At 68.6% G+C, this 26,022-nt stretch carries 26 protein-coding genes; 14 read left to right on the forward strand and 12 right to left on the reverse strand.

Translation table 11 applies throughout. From position 1 onward, the window contains the following. Positions 1-40 precede the first annotated feature (40 nt). Positions 41-481, forward strand: coding sequence for a hypothetical protein (locus FPZ11_RS16335; protein WP_146322124.1), 441 nt, complete (start codon positions 41-43; stop codon positions 479-481). A 68-nt stretch (positions 482-549) separates the two neighbouring features. Beyond that, positions 550-786 carry a hypothetical protein gene (locus FPZ11_RS16340; RefSeq protein WP_146322125.1) on the forward strand — a complete coding sequence of 79 codons (237 nt, stop codon included), beginning with the start codon at positions 550-552 and terminating at the stop codon, positions 784-786. Between the two features lie 58 nt (positions 787-844). On the opposite strand, the gene FPZ11_RS16345 is transcribed toward FPZ11_RS16340, so the two are convergent. Then, the gene (locus FPZ11_RS16345) at positions 845-1,468 is read right to left on the reverse strand and encodes a TetR/AcrR family transcriptional regulator (protein ID WP_210415901.1); all 624 of its coding nucleotides are present in this window, start codon (positions 1,466-1,468) and stop codon (positions 845-847) included. Positions 1,469-1,600: 132 nt separating this feature from the next. Here FPZ11_RS16345 and FPZ11_RS16350 point away from each other — a divergent pair, with 132 nt between their 5' ends. The 3 genes from FPZ11_RS16350 (at position 1,601) to FPZ11_RS16360 (ending at position 6,129) form a co-directional block, all read left to right on the forward strand. Then, positions 1,601-4,150, forward strand: a complete 2,550-nt coding sequence (locus tag FPZ11_RS16350) for an MMPL family transporter (RefSeq protein WP_146322126.1) — start codon at positions 1,601-1,603, stop codon at positions 4,148-4,150. 84 nt (positions 4,151-4,234) lie between these two features. Continuing rightward, complete coding sequence (locus FPZ11_RS16355; RefSeq protein WP_146322127.1) at positions 4,235-5,251, forward strand: SDR family NAD(P)-dependent oxidoreductase; 1,017 nt, start codon at positions 4,235-4,237, stop codon at positions 5,249-5,251. Positions 5,252-5,358: 107 nt separating this feature from the next. Beyond that, entirely contained in the window at positions 5,359-6,129 is a 771-nt protein-coding gene (locus FPZ11_RS16360) for a metallophosphoesterase family protein (protein WP_146322128.1), read from the forward strand. Positions 6,130-6,142: 13 nt separating this feature from the next. Here the strand turns inward: FPZ11_RS16360 and FPZ11_RS16365 are convergent, their stop codons facing one another. Continuing rightward, the gene (locus FPZ11_RS16365; RefSeq protein ID WP_146322129.1) at positions 6,143-7,216 is read right to left on the reverse strand and encodes a LacI family DNA-binding transcriptional regulator; all 1,074 of its coding nucleotides are present in this window, start codon (positions 7,214-7,216) and stop codon (positions 6,143-6,145) included. Positions 7,217-7,343: 127 nt separating this feature from the next. Between FPZ11_RS16365 and FPZ11_RS16370 the strand changes: the two genes are divergently transcribed. After that, entirely contained in the window at positions 7,344-9,347 is a 2,004-nt protein-coding gene (locus FPZ11_RS16370; RefSeq protein ID WP_146322130.1) for an aldo/keto reductase, read from the forward strand. A gap of 298 nt (positions 9,348-9,645) precedes the next feature. Here FPZ11_RS16370 and FPZ11_RS16375 read toward each other — a convergent pair whose 3' ends face one another. Continuing rightward, positions 9,646-10,107, reverse strand: coding sequence for a Clp protease N-terminal domain-containing protein (locus FPZ11_RS16375; protein WP_146322131.1), 462 nt, complete (start codon positions 10,105-10,107; stop codon positions 9,646-9,648). Continuing rightward, on the reverse strand, positions 10,100-10,318 hold the full coding sequence (locus FPZ11_RS16380) for a helix-turn-helix domain-containing protein (RefSeq protein WP_168203882.1): 219 nt from the start codon (positions 10,316-10,318) through the stop codon (positions 10,100-10,102). Before FPZ11_RS16380 ends, FPZ11_RS16375 begins: the two co-directional genes overlap by 8 nt. A gap of 49 nt (positions 10,319-10,367) precedes the next feature. Here FPZ11_RS16380 and FPZ11_RS16385 point away from each other — a divergent pair, with 49 nt between their 5' ends. Together FPZ11_RS16385 and FPZ11_RS16390 are read left to right on the forward strand one after the other, a co-directional pair. Next, positions 10,368-11,579, forward strand: coding sequence for an FAD-dependent monooxygenase (locus FPZ11_RS16385; protein ID WP_168203883.1), 1,212 nt, complete (start codon positions 10,368-10,370; stop codon positions 11,577-11,579). A gap of 108 nt (positions 11,580-11,687) precedes the next feature. Next, positions 11,688-12,077, forward strand: coding sequence for a VOC family protein (locus tag FPZ11_RS16390; protein ID WP_146322134.1), 390 nt, complete (start codon positions 11,688-11,690; stop codon positions 12,075-12,077). 228 nt (positions 12,078-12,305) lie between these two features. On the opposite strand, the gene FPZ11_RS16395 is transcribed toward FPZ11_RS16390, so the two are convergent. From FPZ11_RS16395 to FPZ11_RS16420, 5 genes are all read right to left on the reverse strand, one after another. Continuing rightward, positions 12,306-14,147, reverse strand: coding sequence for a beta strand repeat-containing protein (locus FPZ11_RS16395; protein WP_168203884.1), 1,842 nt, complete (start codon positions 14,145-14,147; stop codon positions 12,306-12,308). 137 nt (positions 14,148-14,284) lie between these two features. After that, complete coding sequence (locus tag FPZ11_RS16400; RefSeq protein ID WP_146322135.1) at positions 14,285-15,334, reverse strand: hypothetical protein; 1,050 nt, start codon at positions 15,332-15,334, stop codon at positions 14,285-14,287. A 604-nt stretch (positions 15,335-15,938) separates the two neighbouring features. Further along, the gene (locus tag FPZ11_RS16410) at positions 15,939-17,240 is read right to left on the reverse strand and encodes a hypothetical protein (RefSeq protein ID WP_210415903.1); all 1,302 of its coding nucleotides are present in this window, start codon (positions 17,238-17,240) and stop codon (positions 15,939-15,941) included. Between the two features lie 95 nt (positions 17,241-17,335). Beyond that, positions 17,336-18,430, reverse strand: coding sequence for an NAD-dependent epimerase/dehydratase family protein (locus FPZ11_RS16415; RefSeq protein WP_146322136.1), 1,095 nt, complete (start codon positions 18,428-18,430; stop codon positions 17,336-17,338). Then, positions 18,430-19,272 (reverse strand): S-methyl-5'-thioinosine phosphorylase, encoded by an 843-nt coding sequence (locus tag FPZ11_RS16420; RefSeq protein ID WP_146322137.1) that lies wholly within the window; start codon positions 19,270-19,272, stop codon positions 18,430-18,432. Before FPZ11_RS16420 ends, FPZ11_RS16415 begins: the two co-directional genes overlap by 1 nt. 164 nt (positions 19,273-19,436) lie before the next feature. Here FPZ11_RS16420 and FPZ11_RS19980 point away from each other — a divergent pair, with 164 nt between their 5' ends. Together FPZ11_RS19980 and FPZ11_RS19985 are read left to right on the forward strand one after the other, a co-directional pair. Next, positions 19,437-20,006, forward strand: coding sequence for a hypothetical protein (locus tag FPZ11_RS19980; protein WP_246846321.1), 570 nt, complete (start codon positions 19,437-19,439; stop codon positions 20,004-20,006). Continuing rightward, positions 20,003-20,614 carry a molybdopterin-dependent oxidoreductase gene (locus FPZ11_RS19985; protein ID WP_246846322.1) on the forward strand — a complete coding sequence of 204 codons (612 nt, stop codon included), beginning with the start codon at positions 20,003-20,005 and terminating at the stop codon, positions 20,612-20,614. Before FPZ11_RS19980 ends, FPZ11_RS19985 begins: the two co-directional genes overlap by 4 nt. Before the next feature lie 400 nt (positions 20,615-21,014). Here the strand turns inward: FPZ11_RS19985 and FPZ11_RS16430 are convergent, their stop codons facing one another. The 3 genes from FPZ11_RS16430 to FPZ11_RS16440 are packed head-to-tail and all read right to left on the reverse strand — an operon-like array spanning position 21,015 to position 23,013. Continuing rightward, positions 21,015-21,719, reverse strand: coding sequence for a methyltransferase domain-containing protein (locus tag FPZ11_RS16430; protein ID WP_146322138.1), 705 nt, complete (start codon positions 21,717-21,719; stop codon positions 21,015-21,017). Beyond that, positions 21,716-22,351 (reverse strand): TIGR04282 family arsenosugar biosynthesis glycosyltransferase, encoded by a 636-nt coding sequence (locus FPZ11_RS16435; protein ID WP_146322139.1) that lies wholly within the window; start codon positions 22,349-22,351, stop codon positions 21,716-21,718. Before FPZ11_RS16435 ends, FPZ11_RS16430 begins: the two co-directional genes overlap by 4 nt. Further along, the gene (locus FPZ11_RS16440) at positions 22,348-23,013 is read right to left on the reverse strand and encodes a glycosyltransferase family 2 protein (protein WP_146322140.1); all 666 of its coding nucleotides are present in this window, start codon (positions 23,011-23,013) and stop codon (positions 22,348-22,350) included. The genes FPZ11_RS16435 and FPZ11_RS16440 overlap by 4 nt, the downstream gene beginning before the upstream one ends. 113 nt (positions 23,014-23,126) lie before the next feature. On the opposite strand from FPZ11_RS16440, the gene FPZ11_RS16445 reads away from it, so the two are divergent. The 4 genes from FPZ11_RS16445 (at position 23,127) to FPZ11_RS16460 (ending at position 26,004) form a co-directional block, all read left to right on the forward strand. After that, complete coding sequence (locus FPZ11_RS16445; protein WP_146322141.1) at positions 23,127-23,867, forward strand: response regulator transcription factor; 741 nt, start codon at positions 23,127-23,129, stop codon at positions 23,865-23,867. After that, on the forward strand, positions 23,864-25,018 hold the full coding sequence (locus FPZ11_RS16450; RefSeq protein ID WP_146322142.1) for a sensor histidine kinase: 1,155 nt from the start codon (positions 23,864-23,866) through the stop codon (positions 25,016-25,018). Before FPZ11_RS16445 ends, FPZ11_RS16450 begins: the two co-directional genes overlap by 4 nt. A gap of 108 nt (positions 25,019-25,126) precedes the next feature. Beyond that, on the forward strand, positions 25,127-25,573 hold the full coding sequence (locus FPZ11_RS16455) for an FAS1-like dehydratase domain-containing protein (RefSeq protein ID WP_146322143.1): 447 nt from the start codon (positions 25,127-25,129) through the stop codon (positions 25,571-25,573). Next, positions 25,573-26,004 carry a MaoC family dehydratase gene (locus FPZ11_RS16460; RefSeq protein WP_146322144.1) on the forward strand — a complete coding sequence of 144 codons (432 nt, stop codon included), beginning with the start codon at positions 25,573-25,575 and terminating at the stop codon, positions 26,002-26,004. Before FPZ11_RS16455 ends, FPZ11_RS16460 begins: the two co-directional genes overlap by 1 nt. Positions 26,005-26,022: the final 18 nt, after the last annotated feature.

A 26,022-nucleotide genomic window follows, 5' to 3' on the forward strand; every position in this document is an offset into this window, starting at 1 on the left:
GGATGACGAAGACCGAGTGCTCCCACGCTAGAAAAGGATGATGGAGTCACCAGACGCCGTTGCGCCGAGCGACGAGGGCCGTGATCGGCGCAACTGGCTGCGGGCATCCGACGTCGTCGACATCTTCGTCTACACGGTCGTGCTCGGGCTGTTCGTGGAGTTCTTTCCCCAGGTCATCTCGGAATCGTTCACCCTCGTGCTGCTGACCGCAGTACTGCTCAAACTCGTGCTCGAGGTCGTCGTCCGGCTCAAAGGACTGCTCCTGACGCGCATCAAGTCGGCGCGCACCGCATGGCGAAGATCGATCAACGTCGCGACCCTGCTACTCGTGCTGCCGGCAAGCAAGTTCCTGGTCATCGAGCTCACGGCTCTGGTGTTCCAGGGCAGCGTCAGCCTCGGTGGGTTCTGGGCGGTCACCGGCCTGATCGTTGTTCTGATGCTCGCTCGAGGCGGCGTGCGGTGGATGCTCGTCCGCATCTGACCCCCCGTCGGCCTTCGTCCGCTGCTCGGTGCTGCTGACCGCCCGGTTGCGCATAGGATGCCCTCACGATGCTTGAGAACTTCCACCCCGAGCCCGGCTCGCAGACGGTGATCGTCAACAACACGCCGTTCACGCTCGCGCAGCCGAAGGACGGCGAGCCGTGGAACATCTCGCGCGGCGAGACGGTGCTCGGCTACCTGTATCGCAACGATCAGGGGGCGTGGGCGGTCTGGCCGCTGTACGAGGGATGCACGTACGTGCCTTCGGCTCCGACCCCGGGCGAAGCCCTGCGCCAGGCGCTCTGAGCCGCGCCAGATGAGGCGGCTCCGTTCCGCGTGAGCAGAGCGGCACCTCGTGTCGGCGTCAGCAGCTGCGCGGTCCGCTGACCTTGTGTCCATCGGGGCCGGTGCCGAACGTCCACGCCGTGCCAGGGCCGAGCAGAACCTGCCACAGCCAGTCGGCCGCGGTCTCCACGGGTGGCCGCGGATCGCGCTCCAGCCACGCGCGCACCACGCCCATGGCGGAGCCGGTGATGCCGGCGGCCACGATTTCGAGCGGCACGCCGTCGTACGCGGGCACGTTCGAGCGGCTGATGCCCTCGAGCGCCACCTTCTCGACCTGGGAGCGCACGCGCGCGGCGACGATGGCCGAGCCCCGGTCGCCCAGCACGCGCGAGTAGATGGCCGCGTTCTGCTCGATGTGCTTCAGGTAGGTCAGCAGATCTTCAGGTGGGCCGGAGACGGGAACGGTCAGCTGCACGAGACGCTCGCCGGCCTCTTCGACCGCGGCGTCGAGGGCATCGGCGAGCAGCACGTCCTTGTCGGAATAGTGCTGATAGAAGGTGCTGCGGTTCACGCCGGCGTGCTCCGCGATATCGGCGATCGTGATCTCGTCGAGGCTGCGCTCACGGGCGAGCTCCAGCAGGGCGTCCTGCAGGAGCGCGCGTGTGCGGGCGATGCGGGCATCCATGTCTCGCGATTCTGTCACGACCTGAGGACGTTCCGTCGGGTTCCCTGGGAGTTCCGCGGCATCTGTCGGATAAACAACAGGTGTCGGATAACGTGGTGACGTCGCAACGTCGCGCGCTCCCCATTGGTTCTTGATTGAAAGGGCTCGCCCGTGGCCAACCTGCTCAACCGGCTCGGACTCTTCTCCGCGCGCAAGCCATGGACCGTTCTGGTCGGATGGCTCGTCGCACTCGCTCTTGCCGGAGGTGCCTTCCTCGCGTTCGGCGGCACGCTCGCCACGAGCTTCAACATTCCGGGCACCGAGACCGCGAAGGTCACCGCGCAGTTGCAGAAGCAGCTCGACCAGAGCGGCGGCGCGACGGGCAGCGTCGTCTTCCAGACGAAAGACGGATCGAAGCTCGACGCCGCCCAGAAATCCGAGATCAGCTCGCTGCTGAAGCGGGTCGGAACGGTCAAGGGCGTCGACAGCATCGTCGATCCGTTCACCACAGCCGATCAGCGCGATGCGCAGGCGAAGAAGCTCACCGACGGTCAGACGCAGATCAACACGGCAACCCAGCAGATCGCGGACGGTCAGTCGCAGATCGACGCGGGCCGCGCACAGCTCGATGCCGGGCAGAAGCAGCTCGATGACGCCGTGGCCCAGGCCAAGGCGGCGGGCGCGTACGACCAGGCCTCTGCTCAGTTCGAGGCGCAGCAACAGCAGCTCGACGCGGCGAAGGCGAAGCTCGACGCATCGCAGAGCCAGCTCGACGCCTCGACGAAGAAGCTCGAGGCATCCCAGAAGCAGGTGGATGCCGGCACCCAGCTCATGGACGCCGCCGCCAAGATCCGCACGGTCTCGACCGACGGCTCCACGGCGGTGGGCATGGTGCAGTTCAAGGACGACCTGTTCAACCTGCCCTCGAGCGTGAAAGAGGCCGTGGCGCACAAGCTGGATGCCGCCGACATCTCCGGCGTCGAGGTCAACTACTCCTCGGAGATCGCCACCGACATCTCCGGTCTGATCGGCCCTGGTGAGATCACCGGCGTGGTCATCGCGCTCATCGTGCTCATCGTGATGATGCGCGCCCTCATGCCTGCGCTGATGCCGCTGATCTCCTCCCTGATCGGGGTGGGCGTCGGCGTGGCGGGCGCCATGGCCTTCTCCGGGGTCGTGGACATGTCGTCGGTGACGCCCGTGCTCGGCCTCATGCTGGGCCTCGCGGTCGGCATCGACTATGCGTTGTTCATCGTCAACCGACATCGCAGACAGCTGCTGGCGGGCATGGACGTGAAGGAGTCCATCGGTCTCGCCAACGGCACAGCCGGCAATGCCGTCGTGTTCGCGGGTGCGACGGTGCTTGTGGCGCTGCTCGCCCTCAATGTGAGCGGCATCGGATTCCTCGGCGTGATGGGCACGGTCGGCGCGGCCTGCGTGCTGGTCGCGGTGCTCGTGGCGGTCACCCTGACGCCTGCACTGCTCGGGATGCTCGGGCTCAAGGTTCTCGGCAAGAAGGCACGGGGCCAGATCGGTCATGAGGCGCACCGCGCCCCGGTCGCGAAGCCGATGAGCACCCCGCGCGTCGTGCTCTCCGTGGTCGCCGCGGTGATCGGACTGCTGATCATCGCCATCCCCGCGCTCTCGATGCGGCTGGGACTGCCGGACGGCTCCTCGTCGCCCACCGACTCGACCTCGTACAAGGCCTATACCGCGGTCGCCGACAAGTTCGGCGCAGGACAGAACGGCCCGCTCATCGTCACTGCCACCCTGCCGAAGGCGGTCAGCGAGACCGACCTGGTGCCCACAGAGGCGAAACTCGTCGACAAGCTGATGACCGTCCACGACGTGGTCGCCGTCGCGCCGATCGGCGCCTCTGATGCCCGCGACTTCATCGCTTTCGAGGTGATCCCAGCAGACGGGCCGAGCAGCGCATCCACCGAGGCGCTCGTGCACGATCTGCGCGGCACCGACGTGTTCGGCTCGGACGTCACGGTGGGCGTCGCCGGCCAGGCGAGCGCGAACATCGACGTCTCCGAGAAGCTCGCGAGCGCGTTGCCGCTGTACCTCGCGGTGGTCATCGGTCTGTCGCTGATCATCATGATCATCGTGTTCCGGTCGCTGCTCGTCCCGGTCATCGCCACAGGCGGATATGTGCTCTCGCTGTTCGCCGCGTTCGGCGGCATGACGGCCGTCTATCAGTGGGGCTGGCTGAGTGCGATCTTCGGGGTGCACGATCCGGGCCCCGTGCTGAGCTTCGCGCCGATCATCGTCATGGGAGTGTTGTTCGGCCTCGCCATGGACTACCAGCTGTTCCTCGTCTCCGGCATGCGCGAGGCGTACGTGCACGGCCTGCCCGCTCGTCAGGCGGTGGTCTCCGGCCTCCGCGGCGGACGAGCTGTCGTGACCGCGGCGGCGATCATCATGATCTCGGTGTTCGGCGGGTTCGTCTTCTCCGAGCTCGACATGATCCGGCCGCTCGGCTTCGGCCTCGCGTTCGGTGTGCTCTTCGACGCCTTCCTCGTGCGACTCGTGATCGTGCCCGGGCTCATGCATCTTTTCGGCAAGGCCGCATGGTGGATCCCGAAGTGGCTCGACCGTATTCTTCCCAACGTGGATGTCGAGGGTGCCGCTCTCGAGCGCAGCCACCCGTTGCACGGGGTGTCGGCGGGTGCCGACGCCATCGCAGACGAGGAAGAGGCGGCGCAGCCCGTCCATTGACCCCAGCAGCCACGGTGACGCCGTGACGGGCCTGCGACGGGCCGACCTTTTCGTCGCACGCAACATCCTGATGAGGAGAGATGAATGGCTGAAGTGCGTAAGCCGCTGACGGCGAACAGCTCGATCGGCGAGTGGCTCGATGACGCGGAGGGCGGCCCGCTCGTGCGGGGCCTCCTGTCCGCCAGCGGCGCAGACGAGTCCACGTTGGCACCGATCAAGGCTCTGCCGTTGCAGCAGCTCGTGGCATTGAGCCAGGGGCAGCTGCCCCAGTCCGTGGTCGATGACCTGGTGCTCAAGGCGAACGGCGGCGTCATGCCGGAGGAGACCGAGAGCTCGGCGTGGGCCGAGACCGTCACGCAGGGACGGTTCGCGGGCAAGACCGTGATCGTCACGGGCGCGGCGTCCGGAATCGGGCGGGCCACGGCATCCAGGGTCGCGCGCGAGGGGGGCCGCGTGGTCGCCGTCGACGTGTCGGCAGACCGGCTTGCCGAGTTCGCAGGCTCGCTGCCCGACGCGCAGATCGTCACGGTCGTCGGCGACATCACGAAGCAGGAGAGCGTGGATGCCATCGTCGCAGCAGCGGGCGACCGCATCGACGGTCTGGCGAACGTCGCGGGCGTGAACGACGACTTCTCGCCGCTGCACGAGACGAGCGATGCCATGTGGGATCGCGTGATCGGAATCAACCTGACGGGTGCGTTCAAGCTGACCCGTGCCGTGCTGCCCGCCATGCTCGCGACAGGCAAGGGCTCGGTCGTGAACATCGCGTCGGAGGCCGGCCTGCGCGGCAACGCCTCCGGCAACGCCTACACGACGTCGAAGCACGCGGTGGTGGGTCTCACCCGCAGCGCCGCGTTCATGTATGGACCGCAGGGCATCCGCGTGAACGCGGTCGCGCCGGGTGGGGTGGCCACGGGCATCCCGTTCCCGCCGAACGTGTCGCAGGCCGGATCCGCCAGGCTGCAGCCGTTCCAGTCGATGATCCCTGCTCTGGCGACCGCCGAGCAGCTCGCCGCCTCGATCACGTTCCTGCTGAGCGACGACGGCGTCAACGTCAACGGCGTCGTGCTGCCCTCCGACGGCGGCTGGTCGGTGCAGTAGCGCCCGAGCACGAGAGATCGCCCCGGCCCCTGAGGCCGGGGCGATCTGTTTCCGGGCGCCTCGCGGAGTGCGCTGTCGGGGTGTGCACACCCCTCTACGCTGAGCGGATGCCCCGCATCGCCCTCATCTCGGACGTCCACGGCAACACTCCCGCGCTGCTCGCCGTGCTCGACGCGATCGCACACGACGGCGTCGACACGATCGTCGACCTCGGCGACATCGCCTCGGGCGGAGTCGACCCGCGCGGCACGCTGGATGCGCTGCGTGCGCGACCGGACATCCTCACCGTGCGAGGCAATCACGAGCGACAGCTGCTGACCCTGTCGCGGGGGAACATGGGCGCCTCGGATCGACTCGCGTTCGATCTGCTCTCCGGCGACGACCTGCTTTGGCTGGCGGCGTTGCCGGCCACGCTCGAACCCGCGCACGGCGTGCTGGCGTTTCACGGCGCCCCCGACGACGACCTCTGCTACCTGCTCGAGGCCGTGGACCCGGCCGCCGACGACGCGCTGCGGCAGGCGACGGATGGCGAGGTCGTGGAGCGGCTGGGGGCATCCTTCGGTCACTACGAACTCTTCGTGTGCGGACACACCCACGTGCAGCGCACCCGGCGTCTGCCGGGCGGCGCACTCGTCGTGAATCCGGGCAGCGTCGGCTGGCCGGCGTACGCCGATGACCTTCCCGCACCGCACCGCGTGCAAGCGCGCTCGCCGCGTGCCCGCTACACGGTCGTCGAGAAGGATGCCGCAGGCTGGCGCATCGACGAGCGCGCCATCGACTACGACTACGACGCCGCCATCGTGCTGGCGTTGCGCAACGGCCGGCCGGATGTGGCGCACGCCCTGCGCACAGGCTTCGTGGGCGCGGACGCCGGATAGAGAACGCTGCTCGTCATGCCGAGTCGCGCAGCACCAGCTCGTGCCCGACCCGCCGCGAGAGGTGCTCACCGGCTTCGCCGCGAAGCAGCGCTGCGACGAGCTCGATCGCGTGCCGCGCCAGTGCGCGCCGATCGGCGGCCAGCGTCGTCAGACGCGGCGTGACGATCTCGCCGATTTCGAGACCGTCGATGCCGATCACCGCGACATCGGCGGGCACCCGGATGCCCGCGCGCGCGAATCCGCCCAGCGCCCCGACCGCGAGCAGGTCGTTGAAGCACACCACGGCGTCGACCGGGTTGCCGGATGCCCCGAGTCCGCGCGCGAGCGACTCGGCGGCGGCGAGCCCACCCTCGTGCGTCGGCGCTGCGACGACTCGCAGTGCTGGAGCCAGCCCGGCGGTGCGGAGCGCGCCGTCGAGCATACGCATGCGCGCGGACGGCTCACCCGTGATGTCGATCATCGCGACCCGGCGTCGGCCGATGCCGTCGAGGTGCGCGACGGCATCCCGCATTCCGCCGGCGAAGTCCAGCTGCACGGTCGCGCCTCGGGCAGGCGCGTCGTCGAGGAGCACGGTGGGCAGGCTCGAGGTGAGGTGTGAATCGGCGCGGTGCCCGAGGTGTCCGATGACGGCATCCACCCGTCGAAGGAGCGCATCGAGTCTGTCGTCGCCGTGCGGGCCGCCGAGGTCGGTCATCATGACGGCCCAGTCCCGTTCGGCCGCGAGTCTGGTCAGTTCAGAGGCGAGCTCCGGATAGTAGGGGTTGCGCAGGTCGTTGACGACGAAGCCGATGGTCACGTCTCGGCCGCGTACGAGTCGCTGCGCCGCCCGGTTGGGGCGATAGTGCAGGGCGGCAGCGGCCCGCTGCACACGCTGCTTGGTGGTGGGACTCACGTCGGGGAGGTCGTTCAGAGCGCGCGTGACCGTCTGCCGCGACACACCCGCGGCCGCCGCGACGTCGTTGATGGTCGCTGGCTTGGTGGCCGCCGCCGCGCCGGCGCGCGCAGCGCGATGCTCCTGTGGCGCCGTCGCATCGCGGCCGAGAGCGTCGGACGAGGTCTCGCGCGCCCTGCGTTCGCCCGTTGCCATGTTCGGAATCGTACTGGTAATCTCACTGACCGTGAACGTTCACGGTCGCGCTCGTCGCAGACCGAAGACAGGCCGCCGCCGGAACCGTGCCGGCCACGAAACCCCTGATGTCCGACGGAGGAACTTCATGACCGAGACCCTGCAGCACGTTCGTTGGGGCATCGCAGGACCGGGCGGGATCGCGCATCGATTCGCTGAGCAGCTCGGGCACAGCCGCACCGGCGAGCTCGTGGCGCTCGCCAGCCGCAGCCCGGAGCGGGCGCGCGCGTTCGCCGCCGAGTTCGAGAAGGCGCCTGGCGGCATCCGCGTGCACGACTCCTACGACGCGTTGTTCGCCGACCCCGACGTCGACGCGGTCTACATCGCCACGCTGCACATCGATCATGTGCGGCTTGCGATCCAGGCTCTGGAGGCCGGCAAGCACGTCGTCTGCGAGAAGCCGCTCTCCGTCGACCACGCGGGAGCCATGGCCGTCGTGGAGGCCGCGCGACGCAGCGGCCGCTATTTCGCCGAGGCGTTCATGTATCGCTTCCACCCGCAGACGGTCCGCCTCGCGGAGCTCGTCGCGTCGGGCGTGATCGGCGACGTGCAGCACATCGAGGCATCGTTCGCGTTCCGTGCCGATGTTCCCGCCGAGCACAGACTCGTCGCGGCCGACCTCGCCGGAGGCGGCATCCTCGACGTCGGCGGGTACGCCATGTCGGTCGCCCGTCTGGTGGCGGGAGCCGCGACGGGCGCGCGGTTCGCCGACCCCGTGTCGCTCACCGCGAAGGGGATGATCGGGGCGACGGGCGTGGACGAATGGGCGAGCGCATCCGTCGTCTTCGCGTCGGGCATCACCGCGCACGTCACGTGCGGCGTGCGCGTCGAAGACGACAACCGTGTCGTGGTCAGCGGCTCGAAGGGTCGCATCCTCGTGCCGCAGCCGTGGCTGCCCTCGCCGACGGAGCCCAGCGTCATCGAGGTGCGCACCACGGACGCCGCGCCCGAGCGCATCAGCATCGAGCCGGCCTATCAATACGCGCTGCAGGCGGATGCCGTCGCCGAGTACGCGCAACAGGGCCAGAGCCCGTACATGAGCTGGGCGGACAGTCTGGGCAACGCCGCAGCCCTCGACTCGTGGCGCGAGGCGATCGGGTTGGAGTACCCGTTCGAGCGCGCGACCGCGAACATCCCGCCTGCGAGCGGCCGCGCTCCGCGCAGGCGGCCCGATGCGACCATGCGCTACGGGCGCATCCCCGCGCTCGACAAAGACGTCTCGCGTCTGATCATGGGTGTGGACAACCAACGGACGCTCGGGCACGCCTCCGCCATGTTCGACGACTTCGTGGAGCGCGGCGGCAACGCCTTCGACACGGCCTACATCTACGGCGGCGGACTCATGGAGCGACTGCTCGGCCAGTGGATCGCCAACCGCGGACTGCGTGACGACGTCGTCATCGTCGGCAAGGGTGCCCACACCCCGCACTGCGATCCGGAGTCGATCGTGCGCCAGCTCGACGAGACGCTCGAGCGACTGCAGACCGATCACGTCGACCTCTACCTGATGCACCGCGACAACGAGGACATCCCGGTGGGGGAGTTCGTCGACGTGCTCGACGAGCAGGTTCGCGCAGGACGCATCCGAGCCTTCGGCGGATCCAACTGGTCGATCGAGCGCTACCAGCAGGCGCTCGATCATGCGGATGCCAACGGCCGGCAGCGCTTCTCCGTGCTGAGCGACCACTTCGGCCTGGCGCACGCCCTGGATGTTCCGTGGGCCGGATGCCGCTACGTCACCGACGACTCCGACCGGGAGTGGCTCGAGGCGACGGGCACGACCCTGCTTCCGTGGTCGTCGCAGGCGCGCGGGTTCTTCGCGCGTGCCGATCGTGACGACACCTCGGACCAGGAGCTCGTGCGCTGCTACTACAGCGACGACAACTTCGAACGGCTGGCCAGAGCGCGGGAGCTCGGATCGCAGCTCGGACTCGCTCCGACGGCCGTGGCACTGGCCTATGTGCTGGCGCAGGACTTTCCGACGTTCCCGCTCTTCGGCCCGCGCAGCATCGAGGAGACCCGCACCTCGATGGCGGGCCTCGAGGTCACGCTGTCGCCCGAGCAGGTGCGCTGGCTCGACCTGCGGGCTTGAGCCCTTCGCCGGCGGTGCGCCATCGGTCCGACGAGCCATTTGCAGGATGGGGAGGGCCCGGGTACACCCCCGTGTATTGGGCACAGCGTCGGCGAATGAATCGATTCGGCGATGCTTGACAAGGCCCGCGCACGGGGACGAAGCTTTCTTTGGGTCGTTCATTGCTCTCCGTGGGGGCGGTGAGCAAGCGGCCCATTCGATAACTCGCCCGCTTACCCCATCTCCGCCCGATGAGCCGAACACCGGCCCATCGGGCTGTTTTGTGTCCGCAAGACCCTGAACCAGGCTCAGGGAGCAATCAACCTTCGGCGACGAGACGGGCGTGAATCTCGCCGATGTCCACCCCGAGCTGATCGAGCAACGTCGTCGCCGGGTCGGGCCTTCGTCGCGTGAGCAGAGCCATGAGCAGGTGGCGGCGTGTGATCTGCTTGGCCCGCTCCGCCTTGGCCACGAGAAGCGCCGATTGGAGCACGGCCTTCGTTCCGGCAGACAACGGAGTGCGCTTGCCGAGCGCGGCGGGGGAGTGGCGCCAGTCGTCTCCGAGCTCGAATCCGACGGCGGCCAGGGCCGACCGATCCAACGTCTCGGCCGCGCCCCTGATCGCGGCCGAGTCCGCTCCCACCAGGCGCGCGAGCCGCTCGTCGGCGACGAGCGCGGTCAGCACGTCTTCCGTTCCGATGCGCCGGCTTCCTCGTCGAGCGGCCTCGACTCGTGCGTTCTCGATGGCGGCACGAGCGGGGCCCGCGAAGTGTTCAAACATGGGTCGACTGCTTTCCGTACTTGGCGTGGACCGACTGACGCGTCACGCCGAGCGCGTCCCCGATCTGTTCCCACGACCAGCCGAGGCGCCGCGCCTCGGCGACATGCTCGGATTCCACCCGCTCCGCGAGTCGGCGAAGTGCTTCGGCCGCGCGCAGGCCCACCTCGGGATCGGTGGTGCGCAGCGTGCTCGAGAGATCGATCGGACTCACCGTGTCAGTCTGACTTGACATCGAACAGATGTCAACTCAAACTGACGGCGTGACAGTTTCGATCGATTCGGATTCCGGCCACGACGTCGCCGTCGTCGGCGCCGGCCCCGTAGGGCTGCTGCTGGCGGGTGAGGTCGCCGCGCGTGGCATCCGCGTGGTCGTGCTCGAGAGGGCGAAGGCCCCCTCCACGCAGCCGAAGGCCAACGGCATCGTGGGCAGCGCGGCGCTGGAGCTCGCGCGGCGAGGCATCCTGACCGGAACGGGACTCAAGGTTCTCTCGCCGCCGCGGTTCCAATTCGGCCCGCTGCCGTTGCGGCTGGGTTTCGGGCCGGGCAACCCGCTTCATGTGCTGCCCATCCCGCAACGTCGACTCGAGGAGCTGCTCGAGAGCAGGGCCCGCGCGCTCGGAGCGACGGTGCTTCGCGGGTGCGAGGTGGTCGGGTACACACAAGACGACACGGGCGTTGCGATCGGGGTGCGCGACAACGACGAGAACGCCCGCGTGCACGCGAGCCATCTCGTGGGCTGCGACGGAGCGCACAGCATCGTGCGCAAGACGGCCGGCATCGGCTTCTCGGGATTCACCAGCGACCGCATCGCCAGCATCGCCCGCGTGCGCATCCCCGCCGACCGCGTAAGAGTCACCCCCGACGGCGTCGACATCGACGGGCTCGGACGCGTTGCCACGATGCGTCCGAATCGGATGCCGGGCGGCACCTTCTCGATCGCGTCCGTGCGTGCACTCGATCGCACAGCACCCGACGACGTCTATCTGATCAGCGTCCACGAACCGCGGGGCGAAGCCGAGCCGCGCGATCCTTTGCCGGTGGGGGAACTGCGGGCGAGCATCCGCCGGGTGCTCGGGACGGAACTGCCCTTCGACGAGGCGACCGCGGCGCGCAGCACCGTGGGCAACAGCCGGCAGGCCGACACCTATCGCTCCGGGCGGGTGCTCCTCGCAGGCGACGCCGCGCACATCTTCAACGCGGGCGGCTCGGCGCTCAATGTGGGGCTGAACGACGCGATCGAACTCGGGCGGCGGCTCGCCGCCGTGTTGCGATCGGGATCGTCGAGCATCGAGCTCGACGAGTACGACGGCCTGCGCCGCGCCGCAGGCGAGCGAGCGCTGCGGCACACCAGGGCGCAGGCGGCGCTCGACCGCGACGATGACGGCGCCGGCGCGCTGCGCGAGGTGGTCGCCGAACTGCTGAGAGGGCGCAGAGCCGCACGGCGACTGGCCCGCCTCATCGAACAAGGCTGACTCCCGGGTGTGAGTCGTGCCGTCGGGCATGGACACACCGCTCGGCGGATGCGATCGTGGCACGGGGGCACGCGTCATCGCGGGCCATGACACAGGCGGGGTGGTCTCATGTTCAGCGCGATCGATTCGTTCAGCGGATTCAGCGTCGACGATCTGCAGAAGGCGCGGGAGTTCTACGCGACGGCGCTGGGACTGGTGGTGGAGGCCGAGGGTGGCATGGGCATCCGCATCACGTTGCCCAGTGGCGCCGAGGTGTTCGTCTACGCGAAGCCCGACCACACGCCTGCTTCGTTCACCATCCTCAACTTCGTCGTCGACGACATCGACGCCGCGGTCGACGAGCTCAACGCGGCGGGCGTGACCACCAAGATCTACTCCGACGCCGAGTTCCCCACCGACGCGAAGGGCATCGCCCGTCCGAAGAATCCGGAGTGGGGGCCCGACATCGCATGGTTCCGCGACCCGGCGGGCAACGTGCTGGCTGTCATCCAGGCGTAGGCGCCGGTCGCAGGTTCGGCGGTCGTCGGTCCGGCGCGAGACGGCTCGGTCGCGAGGCGGCCCGCAGGCCGGTGGGCTCCACTTCCTGCAGAGCGGGCATGGCTCATCGGCGGCACGGTGCAGCCGAGCCGCCGATGACATTCGTGGTGGATGCGGGGCGGTGGATGCCGGCACCAGCCAGAGGACCGTGCGCCGGCATCCACTCACCCGTGGTTCAGCACCCCTTCGTCAGGAACGCACCGCCCTGCGCCGCACGAAGAGCAGCGAGCCGAGGCCCGCGAGCAGGACGAGCAGCGCCGCACCGAGCGCACCGAGCACGTCGGAACCGGTGTCGGCGAGCGATCCCGCTGCGCTGACATCAGAAGCGACGCTGTCGGCGATCGTCGTCACCGCCGAGGCGGGGATGACGCCCCCGGGGGTTCCGGGGGCTCCGGGGGTGCCCGGGGTTCCGGGGGTGCCCGGAGTGCCCGGGGTTCCGGGAGTTCCCGGGGTGCCCGGAGTGCCCGGGGTTCCGGGAGTTCCCGGGGTGCCCGGAGTGCCCGGGGTGCCAGGAACGCTGGTGTCGGAGCCCGTGGTCGTCGAGTCCCCGATCACGCTGACGGCGTTGCCGCCGACGGTGACCGGAAGGTCGATGCCGATCGGCGCCAGGATGCCGCCGAGCAGACTGCCGTCGCCCGAAGTGCTGTCACCCGTGGAACCGTTGTCGCCGCCGACGACCGCGGTGGTCGCGTCGGTGCTGGTGGAGTCTCCGACTCCGCTGATGGCGTTGCCGCCGACGGTGACCGGAACGTCGGCACCCACGTCGGCGAGCAGGCCGCCGAGGAGGCTGTCGTCGCCCGAAGTGCTGTCGCCGGTGGTACCGCTGGTGCCGGAACCGCCCGAGGTGACCGCGGTGGTCGCGTCGGTGCTGGTGGAGTCTCCGACTCCGCTGATGGCGTTGCCGCCGACGGTGACCGGAACGTCGGCACCCACGTCGGCGAGCAGGCCGCCGAGGAGGCTGTCGTCGCCCGAAGTGCTGTCGCCGGTGGTACCGCTGGTGCCGGAACCGCCCGAGGCGACCGCGGTGGCGGCATCCGTGCTCGACGAATCGCCGACCACGCTGATGGCGTTGCCGCCGACAGTGACCGGAGCGTTCACCCCGAGGTCTGCCAGCAATCCGCCGAGTGCGCTGTCATCGCCGCTCGTCGTGGGATCCGAACCACTGCCGGATCCGTTCGCCGGACCGGAGGTCGTGGTCGTCGTCGCACTCGAACTGTTCGAGTCGCCCAGCCCGCTGATCGCGTTGCCGCTGACCGTGATCGGCGCGTTCACGCCGATCGGCAGCAGCAGCCCGCCCAGCAGACTGTCGGTACCCGAGGTCGACGACCCCGAGTCAGCGGCAGCGGATCCCCCTGTGCTGTTCGACGTGTCCGCCTTGTCGGATGTCGAGTCGCCCAGCACGCTGATTCCGTTGCCGCTGACGGTGATCGGTGCGTTCACCGTGATCGGCGCCACCAGGCCGCCGAGCAGGCTGTCGTCACCGCTGGAGGTGGCCCCCTGCGTGCCCGAACCGCCGGCGGCCGCGTCCCCCGGCGCGCTCGTCGCGGAGGTGGCCGCATCGGTGCTCGTCGAGTCGCCGACGACGCTCACCGCGTTGCCCGACACCGTGACGGGCACGCTGATCGTGCCGCCGATGATGTCGCCGGACGCGATGCCGCCGTTGCCGCTCGTGGTGGCTGCCGGGGCGCTCGTCGATCCGCCGGAGCCCGACGCCGTCGACGTCGTTCCGGAGCTCGACGAACTCGTGGTCGCCGCCGTCGAACCCGTCGACCCCGATGAGGCGGCCGCCGGTGCGGCGGGAGCCGAGACGGCTGCCGATGCCGCGGAGGAGAGCGCGTTGCCGAGGCCGCTGACGGCGTTGCCGACCAGGGTCACAGGCGCGCTCAGATTGATGCCGAGCACGTCGCCGGAGCCTGCTCCGCCGTTCCCGCTCGTGGAGGGTTCAGCCGCGTTCGCCGCGCCTACTCCCGCCAGTGAAAGGCCGCCGAGAATGACTGTGAACCACAGCCCTCTCGACACGATCTTGTTCATGATGTGACTCCCTGAAGTGAGCTTCTGATTCGCTCTTCCGGCGCGTCGAGGCGTCGCAGAGCGTATGGTCCGTCTTCTGCCTGCCGGCATGCGGCATCACGGGGATGCCATGCCGTGGCAGGGCAGAGCGGACCGGCTCAGTCAGGTGTGGAGTCGGTGTCGAAGGTAGGTGTCGATGGAAGCTGATCGTTCGACGCCGCGCCCGCGACGAAGGCGGGCAGCACCTCGTCGAGCGGGTCACCCGTGATGGCAGCAGGGGAGGAGCCTCCCGGTCCGCTGCCCGATCGCGCGCCGGAGGCCGAGGAAGAGCCCCCCGGCAGTGCTGCCGGCGCGTTGGGATCACCGGGCTGTGACGGCGAGAACGGAGTGTCTCCGCTGCCGGCGGTGAGTCCGGATGCGTGTCCGCTCGCCGCGAGCGATGGGTCGGCCGCGGTCGCCGCGGCTCCCGACATCAGCACGGACGCCCAGGAACTCGCCGGGGTGAACACCGCGTCGCCGCCGGCCACTGCGACGTTGCCTGCGCCTGGGGCGGTCGACGTCGGCTCACTCCCGTTGGAGCCGGTCGGGTCGGTGGACCCGTTCGGCGGTGTCGAGGGATCCGATCCGCCCGAGCCTGGAGTCGACGTGAGCGATCCGGTGAGCGAACCGATGTCCCCGACCGTGGAGTCGAGCGTTCCGGTGACCGGAGCGGTCGCACCGGAGAGCGAGCCGAGCGTGGAGCTCAGCGTCGAACCCACCACGGGAACGCCGGCCACGACCTTGTCGACCGCGCCGGTGACGGGGGCGAGAGTCTGAGTGACCGAGACGGACGAGGTGACGGAGGTCACGGCATCCGTGACCGGCTTCACCACGTTCTGCACCGGGGCGGGAAGCGCGTGGGTGACGGGGGCGACGATGGCAGGAACGGCCGAGGTCACGGCGTCGACGGTGTGCGTCACCGGGGTGGTGACGGCGCCGACGAGAGAGCCGACACCGCCGAGCAGGCCGGATCCGGATGAGCCGGAGCCGGTCGTGCTCGAACTCGAGGTCGTCGAGGAGGGAGTCGGCTCAGCGGCCGACGCGGAGAGTGCGTTGAAGGCGAGTCCGAGCAGCACGAGACCGCCGGCGACGCCGAGCCCGCACAGCAGCAGGCGCAGCAATCGCGCCGGCGACAATGCCTCGACGCGCTCCATCAGCGGTTCCCCCATCGCGTGAATCTTTCTCGACTCTAGCTTCGTCGGCGCGAGATCGAAAGGGGTTGCTCGTGCGAGCGCCACACCGATGAGACTTCGCGACACGCCGGACCGGGCGCGATCTCGGACGCCTCGTGGTGGCATCCACGGCCCGTTCCGCCGCGGAATGTCGGGGGTCTCGGGTACGTTCGGCAGAGGAAGGTGAACGATGTGCAAACCACAACATCTAGTGGAATGACAATCGTGTGATTCACGTTATATAGTGGGTGAGCACCGCACGGAGCACCTGGTCGGACGCACGAGGGGGTCGGCCGTGAAGCCGGGTGAAGACCCGGCCCGCTAGCTCGGAAACACGTGGTGCGGACGGAGCGGAATCCGTTCCGATCAGGCAATCAGGGGAGGTCATCATGGACTACGAAAACGACACCGTCGGCGGCTACGCAGTTCCCGTCGACCCGATGGATCTTCTGCAGTGCGACAGCTGCCAGTAAGAGCGCTGACGAACTGACAGGAACGTGCCGGCAAGGCACCAAGACTGCGAGAAGCCCCCGGCCATCAGGCCGGGGGCTTCGTCGTTCAACGGTTGGTGCTGTTCCATCCGCATGGCGGCCGCTGGTGATCACCAGCCGGTGGACAGCAGATGCTGCACGAGCAAAGCCGTCCCCAGTTGAAGGGCAAGTCCCCAGCGACGCCAACGGGTCCCGAGCAGTGCGGCGCCTGCGAGCATCCACGGCTCGAACGGAAGCCAGATGCGTTCCACCTCGGCTTTGCTCATGCCCGACAGATCTGCGACGAGCACACAGGCCGCGGCTCCGAGGCTGAGCAACACGATCGTGCGCGTCTGATCGGGGACTCGACGCACGACGTGCCGCACTCTCGCCGACGCCGCCGCAATCGTGCAGCCGACCAATGGGCCTGCACTGAAAGCGAGCGCCGAGAGGTCTGCCCACACCCAGTACGCGTAGGGGCGATTCTTCTGGACGCCGTCGTAGTAGCGGCGCACGAGCACCGGATAGGCCTCCCACCACGTGAAGCCGGCCGCGGCGAACGCGAGCACGACCGCGAGTGCGGCGCAGGCGGTCCATGGCAGCGGTCGCCAGGTTCGCGCTGCAACCAGAATCGCGAGGGCGAGGATCGCCAGCACCGGGAGTCCGTAGGACATCATGACGCAGTAACCGAGCAGCAGACCTGCCGAGACCGACCAGGCGATCGAACGTCCGCGTGCGTGGGAGCGTGCCGCGAAGGCAAGGCAGCACAGACCCCACGCGCCCACGGCGGCGAACACGGCGTCGGCCGAGACCGCCATCCACACGGCTCCCGGCCCGAGCGCGATGATCGGCGCGGCTCGTCGCGCCGCGGTCTCGGCGCCCAGCCTGCGCAGAGTGACCAGCACGGCGACAGCAGTCGTGGCGGCGATCACGGTGACAGCCGTCCCCGCGGCGAGCCCACTGCCCAACCCGAGCCGAACGAGCGCGACGAAGAAGAACAGTGCTCCCGGCGGATGCCCGGCGATGTGCACGGGCCAATGATCGGCACTGTGCAGCGGGATGCGCGAGACGTATTCGCGCAGCACAGCGATCGGGTCGGTCACTGAGCGCGCCGTGTTCAGATACTCGTAGCTCGTGTCGAGAATGTGCCCGATGCCGGCGAAGCCGTCGACGGTGGCGAGGGCGAGCATCCAGGCCAGACCGTAGCCGAAGGTCACGAGCAGAAGCGCGCCCCATCGCAGACGTGTCGCCCATGGCGCGGAGATCACGGCCAGGGCGGCGAGCGCCACGGAGGGAAGGGTTCCGGGACCGACACGCGGCATCCATCGAGCGTGCAAGGGAGGGAACGACTTCACGTGCACGTCCCAGCCGGTGAGCGCGGGAATGAGGATGCCTGCTGCCATCACGGCGAGTGCGACCACAAGCCCCAGCACTGCGACTCGTGATCGCACCGGCGCAAGCCCGGCCCGTCGATCTGAGCTGCCGTCGACGTCGCCACTGGGCCGTGCCGGCAATCTGCGGAGCGTCATCACCCGGCTCTGGCGGGGCGCAGCTGAGCGACGGCGAATTCGCGAACGCCGGCCTCGAAGCCGACGCGGGCGTCGAATCCGAGTTCGCGGCGTGCACGTTCCGCGGATGCGGTGATGTGACGCACGTCGCCGAGCCGGTACTCGCCGGTGACGACGGGCGCCGGACCGCCGTGCGCCACGCTCAGGGCTCGGGCGAACTCTCCCACCGTGTGGGGATCGCCGCTTGCGACGTTGAAGGCACGGACCTCACCGGGCGTGCGGTCGGCAGTCCACCGGATCGCCGCGATGTTCGCGCGGGCGACGTCGGCGACGTGCACGAAGTCTCTGCGCTGGGCACCGTCCTCGAAGACTCGCGGCGCGTCGCCGCGTTCCAGCGCCGACCGGAAAAAGGAGGCGACTCCGGCGTACGGGGTCTCGCTCGGCATCCCCGGTCCGTACACGTTGTGATAGCGCAGCAAGGCAGCGACCCCTCCGCCGGCCCGCGCCCATGCTCGCACGAGGTTCTCCTGTGCGACCTTCGTGGCGGCGTAGACGTTGCGCGGGTCGAGGGGTGCGTCTTCGCCGATGGGCTCGGGCTTCATCGCTCGACCGGTTCGTGGCGAGATCGGCTCGAACCGTCCCGCCAGCAGATCGGCTTCGGCACGCGCCGGTGCTGCAGTGCTGCCCAGGTCGTCGCGGTACCTGCCCTCTCCGTAGACGACCATGGACGATGCGAGCACGAGTCGGCGCACTCCTCTGCGCGCGGCCTGCGTCAGCAGCACCGCCGTGCCGAGGTCGTTGCTTCCGACATAGTCGGGGGTGTCGTCGAGGTCGACGCCGAGTCCCACCTTCGCCGCCTGATGGCTCACCACGTCGATGCCGTCGAGGGCGTCGAAGACTGCCGACGAGTCCCGAACGTCGGCACGGACCACCTCGACAGATGCGGGGAGACGGCTTTGGGTCACGCTCTCGCCGGGAGCGGCCGCTTCGGTGTTCGCGTGCACGTCGGCGCGGAAGGAGTCGAGCACTCTGACGCGCCATCCGCGCTCCAGTGCCGCGGACACGACGTGCGATCCGATGAACCCCGCGCCGCCGGTCACCAGCACGCTCGGCATCAGATCGCCACTCCTGCTTCGAGAACGCGACGAACCGCCTCGTCGGCAACGCGTGCCCGGGCTCGATAGTCGTTCGGTATCGCCAGGGTGATGGCCGCGATCGCCGATCTGATGCGCAGCTGGGCTTCCGCCAGGCGGTCCAACACGACGACAGGATCGACGGCATCGTCTTCGGATTCGCCTGCATCGGAATCCGTGACGTACGAGAGGTTGACCATGCCGAGATTCAGCTCAGCGGCGAGCGCGGCCTCCGGATACTGCGTCATGTTCACGAGGTCGGCTCCGAGTGTGCGATACCACCGCGACTCGGCGCGGGTCGAGAACCGTGGCCCCTGCACGACGACGGTGGTGCCGGATGCCCGAACCTGCTCGCCCGCGTCGGTGAGGGCATCCATGGCGATCGCCCTCAACCTGGCGCAGTACGGATCGGAGAATGGAAGGTGCTGCACGTCGTCGCCGTCGAAGAAGGTGTCGTCTCTGCCCCACGTGCGGTCGATGAGTTGGTCGGGGATGACGAAAGTGCAGGGAGGCAGCTCGGGCGAGAGCGATCCGACCGCCGACGACGAGACGAGGGCGTGCACCCCCAGTGAGGCCATAGCCCAGATGTTCGCGCGGTAGGGAACGCGATGCGGGGGGAGCGTGTGGGCGCTACCGTGCCTGGCGAGGAACGCGACCTGCACGCCGCCGAGGTCGCCGACGGTGATGGGCGACGATGTTGGGCCGTAGGGCGTCGGCACATCGAGCGTCGTCGGCCGCTCGAGCAGTGAATACAGCCCGGAGCCTCCGATGACGCCGACGATCGGAGTCGGGCTGGGGAGGGTCGTGTCGTCGAAGGCGGTCATGGAGTCCTTTCGTCGTGCCAACACTGCGAGACGGAGAGAGGCTCGGTATCCACCGAGCGCTTACGATCCGGTGACGGTTCGGTCGCGGTTGTGCGCGGCAGGATGTCTGCGGACGGTAAGGATTGCCGCATCCCGTGCGACGCATGGACGTTGAGACTGACTGCGTGACCCACATCACGGAGAGCCTTTCGGAGCGGCTGACCGCCGTCTCCCGGCGAGTGCAACGGTCGCTGCGCTCGCCGGCACGAACGAAGCGCATGGCCGTCGTTCTCGGGCGGGTGCTGGCTTTCGCGTTCGTGGTGTGCTTTCTCACCGGTCTCTACAGCCATCTGCTGCAGGATCCACTCCCCGGCATGCGGTTCCCGACGAGCCCGTACTGGCTCTATCAGGCCACGCAGGGAGTGCACATCACGGTCGGGCTCGCGCTGTTCCCGTTGCTTCTGGCCAAGCTCTGGACGGTCTATCCGGTGCTGTTCCGGTGGCCGGCGATCACCTCATGGCGTGACCTGGTCGAGCGAGGGCTCATCGCGGCGCTCGTCTCCTCCGCGCTTCTGGAACCCGTGATCGGTCTGATCAACACGTTTCAGTGGTACCCATGGCCGTTCTCGTTCCGCAAGGTGCACTACGGGCTCGCCTGGCTGATCGTCGGCGGGATCGCTCTGCACATCGCCTTCAAGCTGCCGATCATCGTCAGACATTGGCGCCGCGGTGACGATGACGAGGAGCCGGTGTGAAGAAGAGTGGCACGACGACTCGGCGAGGGTTCCTGATCGGAATCGGCACCGCTGCCGCGGCTCTGGTCGCTCTGACGGCCGGGCAGTCGTTCGGCGTGCTCTCGGCTCTGAATGTGTTCGGACCGCGCCGACAGGATGCGGGACCGCAGAGCCTGCCGGTGAACCGCACGGCCGACCAGGCGAAGGTCGCGGCTCGTGCGCTCGACCCTTCCTGGCGACTCGCAGTCATCGACGGAGCAGCGTCACGCGAGTACACGAGGGAGCAGCTGCTCGGTCTGGCGCAGACGGACGCCGAGCTGCCCATCGCCTGCATCGAGGGCTGGAGCACGGATGCCTCGTGGCGCGGTGTTCGCCTGCGCGACCTGCTGGCGTCGATGGGCGCGCCACCCGATGCGGCCGTGCGCATCATGAGCCTGGAACCGGAAGGCCACTACCGGGTGACCACGATGGGTCCGGAGTTCGCGCACGATCCGCGTACGCTCGTGGCTCTCGAGGTGAACGGTGAGCCGTTGGACCTCGACCACGGATATCCGGCTCGCATCATCGCCCCCGGTCGTCCGGGGGTGCTGCAGACGAAGTGGCTGAGCACGATCGAGGTGCTCCGATGAGCCGCCGAATGCTCATCCTGCTGCGCGCGATCTGTGCCGTTCTGGGGGCCGGTCTCACCGCGGCCGGCGCGTTCTTCCTGCTGACAACAGAGCCTCCAGCTGCACTCCTCGGGCTGGCGGTGTGGCTCGTCGCCGCCGTCGTGCTGCACGATGGCGTCTTCGCGCCGGTCGTCCAGTTCGTGAACAGGGCGGTGGGAGGGGCGACGCGAGGATTTTTCGTCGTCGGTCGCCACGACGATTCGGATCCTCTTCGGAGTCGGCGCGCTGCTGACCCTGATCGTGGTTCCCGAGCTGATCGCGCAAGCAAGGCCGCATGCCAATCCGACGATCTTGGTCGGCGACTATGCGATGCGGCTGCTTGTCGTGTGGGGTGTCATCACCGTGGCTGCGGCATCCATCGTCACGTCGTCGGTCGTGCGTACTCGCAGAAGGTACGTCCGTCGGCGCTCCACTCGCGAGTGAGCCGGAGCCCGGCACGATGTGCGTGTCGGCGAAGCGCCAACGCTCCGACGCGTGCCCATCGGAACGTCGGGCCGCTGAGGCCCTTGTCGTCGGCAAGGACCGCGGTGAATGCGACGTCGGCCGTGACATCCGGGTCACCCTCGACGATCACTGTGCCGCCCGGCGCCAGCAGCGCGACGACCCGGTTCAGCAGTCGTAGCGGGTCCCCGCCGATTCCGATGTTGCCGTCGAGCAACAGCACCGTCGCCCAGCGGCCCTCACCGGGCAACGATTCGAACAGCGACCGTCGAAGCACCGGGATGCCCTTGGCGACGGCGATCTCGCATGCGGCGCGCGAGAGATCGACTCCGAGGGCCGGGCGACCGGAGCTCATGGATGCCTGCACCATGCGACCCGGACCGCATCCGAGGTCGAGCAGGGGGCCATCGCCGCGGGCCAGGAGTGCTCTCTCGTGCTGATCGGCTCGTGCGGCGAACCTCCAGACGGGGATGACGTCGACAGGAGCTCCCGATGCGACGTCGTAGAGAAGCAGTTGCCCGCGGCCCTCGCGGAGCGCGCGATCGTAGGGGCCCGCGGCGTCTGCGCCGAATTCTCCAGTTGCGCTCCCGAATGCGACCCAAGTCAGCGGTGCCGGTCCGCTCACCGCAGCGTGCTCTCCGTCGGGGCGGCAGTGCCGACGAAGTGCTGCAGGCTTCGAACAGACTCTGCGATCACCTCGAGGTCCTCGACGGTGTCGAGGTCACGGAGCGAGCGCAGGTCGCGCACGACGAGGCCGCTCCGTTCGAGCCGCTCTCGTTGCAGCGACCCGGTGTCGGATCTCGACATCGGGATGCCCCGCACCAGCGAGCCTCGCGGCGAGCGCAGACCGAGCGCCCAGAAGCCACCGTCCAGTGCAGGCCCGAACAGGGCATCCACCCCGTCGGGCCACTCGTCGAACACGCCATCGAAGTCGGCGGGCGCAATGTGGGGTGTGTCCATGCCGATCAGCACGGTCGGCTCGTCGAGAAGGTCGAAGACGCTTCCCAATCGCTCATCGAGGCCGCCTTCCGGCTGACGGATGATCTCGAATCGTTCGGCCGCGTCGGGAACCTCGGAGGCCGCGCCGTCGAAGAACAAGATGCGCCGGGTCGCGGGCAGTGCTCGCGCCGTTCTCAAAGTCGTCGCCAGAGAAACGTGCGCCACTGCAGCCGCTTCCGCCAGCGAAAGCGGGGGGTGGAGCCGTGTCTTCACCCTGCCCGCCACGCACTCTTTCGCGATCACCACCAGGGCCGTCATCGGGACTCCGCGCGCAGAACATGGGACATGTCGTGCACCGCGCCGAGAAAGCCACGAACGGTTCCCGTGACTTTCGATCTGCCGATTCGCGGCAGGTAGCTCACGTCGACTTCAGCGAGGCGCCATCCTGCCGCGTGTGCGCTCAGCAGCATCTCCAGCGGGTATCCGCTGCGGCGGTCGGTCAGAGCGAGTGAGAAGAGACCGTCGCGGCCGGCTGCGCGCATCGGTCCGAGGTCGTGAACAGGAACTCCGGCACGAGCGCGAAGGTAGGCGGCGAGCACCCGGTTCGCGAGTCTGACGGGCGGCGACCATGACCCTGGCGTTGCTCTTCTTCGTCCCAGGACGAGGTCGGCGTCGCCGCGTGCGATCGGTTCGACGACGCGTGGAAGCTCGGTGAGATCGAGCGATCCGTCGCAGTCGCAGAAGGCGACGACGGATGCCGACGACGCGAGCAGCCCTGCGTGCGCCGCCGCTCCGAAACCGCGGATCCGTTGCTCGACCACAGTCGCTCCGAGGCTGGCCGCGATGTGCGCCGAGTCGTCCGTCGATCCGTTGTCGACGACGATCGCCCGATATCCCGTGGGAAGTGCGCCGAGCACTTTCGGGAGCGCGCCCGCCTCGTTCAGACAGGGCAGCACGACGTCGACGATCGGAATGGTCACGTTCTCGACGCTAGAGATGCACCGAGAACCGGGCGGTGCCCAACTCTTACGAACCGAAGACGGCTCAGCGCACAGCGTTCATGCCGTCGTGCACGAAACCTATTCTGGGGTGCATGGTCTCCCTGCCCGCTTCGGTCGCGGCACGCAACAGTGACCTCATCGATCGGCGCGTGCTGGTGGTCGAAGACGATCCGACAATGCTCGAAGTCGCTTCCAGCTACCTCAGCGCGGCCGGTTTTCTGGTCGACCAGGCGGTCGACGGCTTCGCGGCACTCGACGCCGCCAGGCGCCGTATGCCCGATCTGATCGTGCTCGATCGGATGCTTCCCGGTATCGACGGCGCCGAGGTCTGCAGGCGCCTCCGCGTCGACTCCGACGTTCCCGTTCTCCTGTTGACCGCTCTCAGGTCGGAAGAGGCGAGGATCGAAGGGCTCGAGTCGGGAGCCGACGACTACCTTACGAAGCCGTTCTCGCCGCGCGAGCTCGTGCTACGGGTGCAATCCGTGCTCCGACGCAGCCTGGACACGCTGACACCTGAAGCCCCCGTCGATCTCGGACCCTTCCACCTCGAGCCTTCCGCACGAATCGTCAGCGAGAACGGTGAGCTGCTCTCCTTGTCGGCGCGCGAGTTCGATCTGCTGGCGTTCCTGATCAAGCATCCTTCTCGTGTGTTCAGCCGGGACGAACTGCTGCGGCTGGTATGGGGATGGGACATCGGCGACCGATCGACCGTCACCGTCACCGTGCGCAGGCTTCGCGAGAAGATCGAGCGCAACCCCGCCGAACCCGAACTGCTTCGCACCGTCTGGGGTGTCGGCTATCGCTTCGACGTCGATGCGGCGGTTCAGCCGTGATCGCGATCGGGGACCTGGCGTCGATCATCGGTATCGCCCTTGGGTGGGCGCTGGCGGTCAGCGTCGTCGGTCTGCTGCTGCTCCTCGCGCTGCGCCGTCGATCGCTGTTGTTGCAGGTGGGTGTCATCGTGCTCACGGTCGTCGCATCCACGGTCGCGGGTGTCATCGCCGTGGCCAATGCGATGTACCTCTCCGCACACGACCTCACTGTGGTCTTCTACGTCGCAGGAGTCGCCGCGCTCATCTCGCTGGTTCTCGCGATTCTGCTCGGCAGTTGGCTCACCTCGAGCGCCAGACGGCTCGTGGCCCTTGCGGGCGCGCTGAGCGAAGGCGGTACGGTCGATGCGGCGGATGCCCGTGGCTGGGCCTCTGAATTCGCCGCAGTCGCCGATCAACTGGCAGACACGAGCAGACGCCTGGCGGAGTCGCGGGCCGAGGTGGCCGCCATCGACGAGTCCCGGCGTGAGCTCATCGCCTGGATCTCGCACGATCTGCGCACGCCGCTCGCCGGACTTCGGGCGATGGCCGAGGCGCTCGAAGACGGCCTGGCCGCCGATCCGCTGCGCTTTCACCGCCAGATGCGCTCACAGGTCGACCATCTCTCGACGATGGTCGACGACCTCTTCGAGCTGTCGAAGATCCAGTCGGGCACCTTGCGCCTCGTGCTCGAACCTGTGCGCGTCTACGACCTCGTGAGCGACGCAGTGGCGGAGCTGACTCCGCTGGCAAGCGCGCGCTCGGTCACCCTGGTCGAGCGGCCAGGCCCCGACGTGCTCGTGCTCGCGGACGACCGAGGCCTCTCGCGCGTCATCGGCAACCTCCTCGTCAACGCGATCCAGCACGCCCCGGAGGGCAGCAGCGTCACGATAGGGACAGCGGCCGATGGTGCGCGCCACGTGGTGCTGTCGGTCGCCGACCGAGGCGGCGGCATACCCGAGGAAGACCTCGCACGCGTGTTCGAGGCCGGCTGGCGGGCATCCGCCTCGCGCACCCCGGAGTCGCTGTGGGGAGTGTCGGCCGGGGCCGGTCTCGGGCTCGCGATCGCACAGGGCATCGTCCAGGCTCATCGGGGCGAGATCTCGGTTCGCAATGAAGATGACGGGTGCCGGTTCGAGGTCAGTCTTCCGACCCACCTTTCGGTCGAAGGGTGATGCTCTCGGCCGAGACCTTGGCGAAGACCGGCGGCGGTAGGCGAGCGGTCGAGTGCGGTGCGATTGGCGCCGCGTCGCATCGCGCACGGGCATCCGTAGAATGAATCGGTGCCAGTGAACCCCGCGATCCAGGGTCGGACCTACCCGCCGACCGCCTCGTATCTCGTCGGCAGGGAGAAGGTGCGGGAGTTCGCACGCGCCGTGTTCGCGACGAACCCGATCAACCTCGACGTCGAGGCGGCCCGTGCCGCCGGCCATGCCGACGTGGTCGCTCCACCGACCTTCCCGGTCGTCGTGCAGGAGCACTCGCTCGCGCAGCTGCTCGAAGACGAGGATGCCGGCATCGACTTCGGCCGCGTGGTGCACGGTGACCAGCGGTTCGAGTACTCCCGTGCGATCGTGGCGGGCGACGAACTGACCGCACAGCTCACCGTGACGTCCGTGAAGACGCTCGGCGGCAACTCGATGGTGACCGCCGCGACGGCGATCACCGACGCGTCCGGCGCGCACGTGGTGACCGCGACATCCACCCTCGTGGTGCGAGGAGAGGACTGATGACGGTGACGACTCCCGACCTGACCGCGCTCGCCGTCGGCGACGAGGTGGCGCGCGATGAGCACCTCATCACGCGCGATTCGCTCGTGCGGTATGCAGGGGCCTCCGGTGATTTCAACCCCATTCACTACCGCGACGACATCGCGCAGTTCGTCGGGCTGCCCGGCGTGCTCGCGCACGGCATGCTCACGATGGGCATCGCGGTGCAGACCGTCGTCGACTGGGCAGGCGACCCCGCGCGGGTCGTCGACTACCAGGTGCGCTTCACGCGACCCGTGCTGGTGCATCCCGAAGACGGCGCCACGCTGACCGTTGCGGCCAAGGTCGCCGTGATCGAGTCGGAGAACCAGCGCGTTCGCGTCGACCTCGTCGCGACCGTCGACGGGCAGACCGTGCTCGGCAAGGCCCAGGCGTGGGTGTCGCTGGCGTGACGAGTTTCGCCGAACTGA

It is taken from the genome of Humibacter ginsenosidimutans, assembly GCF_007859675.1.
In the GTDB taxonomy this organism is placed as follows: Bacteria; Actinomycetota; Actinomycetes; order Actinomycetales; family Microbacteriaceae; genus Humibacter; species Humibacter ginsenosidimutans.

Coding starts and splice junctions, on each gene's coding strand:
- FPZ11_RS16390 (WP_146322134.1), top strand. CDS start 11,688: ATGTTCAGCGCGATCGATTCGTTCAGCGGATTCAGCGTCGACGATCTG.
- FPZ11_RS16395 (WP_168203884.1), bottom strand. CDS start 14,147: ATGAACAAGATCGTGTCGAGAGGGCTGTGGTTCACAGTCATTCTCGGC.
- FPZ11_RS16340 (WP_146322125.1), top strand. CDS start 550: ATGCTTGAGAACTTCCACCCCGAGCCCGGCTCGCAGACGGTGATCGTC.
- FPZ11_RS16365 (WP_146322129.1), bottom strand. CDS start 7,216: ATGGCAACGGGCGAACGCAGGGCGCGCGAGACCTCGTCCGACGCTCTC.
- FPZ11_RS16375 (WP_146322131.1), bottom strand. CDS start 10,107: ATGTTTGAACACTTCGCGGGCCCCGCTCGTGCCGCCATCGAGAACGCA.
- FPZ11_RS16415 (WP_146322136.1), bottom strand. CDS start 18,430: ATGCCGAGCGTGCTGGTGACCGGCGGCGCGGGGTTCATCGGATCGCAC.
- FPZ11_RS16370 (WP_146322130.1), top strand. CDS start 7,344: ATGACCGAGACCCTGCAGCACGTTCGTTGGGGCATCGCAGGACCGGGC.
- FPZ11_RS16335 (WP_146322124.1), top strand. CDS start 41: ATGGAGTCACCAGACGCCGTTGCGCCGAGCGACGAGGGCCGTGATCGG.
- FPZ11_RS16445 (WP_146322141.1), top strand. CDS start 23,127: ATGGTCTCCCTGCCCGCTTCGGTCGCGGCACGCAACAGTGACCTCATC.
- FPZ11_RS16420 (WP_146322137.1), bottom strand. CDS start 19,272: ATGACCGCCTTCGACGACACGACCCTCCCCAGCCCGACTCCGATCGTC.
- FPZ11_RS16360 (WP_146322128.1), top strand. CDS start 5,359: ATGCCCCGCATCGCCCTCATCTCGGACGTCCACGGCAACACTCCCGCG.
- FPZ11_RS16355 (WP_146322127.1), top strand. CDS start 4,235: ATGGCTGAAGTGCGTAAGCCGCTGACGGCGAACAGCTCGATCGGCGAG.
- FPZ11_RS16435 (WP_146322139.1), bottom strand. CDS start 22,351: ATGACGGCCCTGGTGGTGATCGCGAAAGAGTGCGTGGCGGGCAGGGTG.
- FPZ11_RS16460 (WP_146322144.1), top strand. CDS start 25,573: ATGACGGTGACGACTCCCGACCTGACCGCGCTCGCCGTCGGCGACGAG.
- FPZ11_RS16400 (WP_146322135.1), bottom strand. CDS start 15,334: ATGGGGGAACCGCTGATGGAGCGCGTCGAGGCATTGTCGCCGGCGCGA.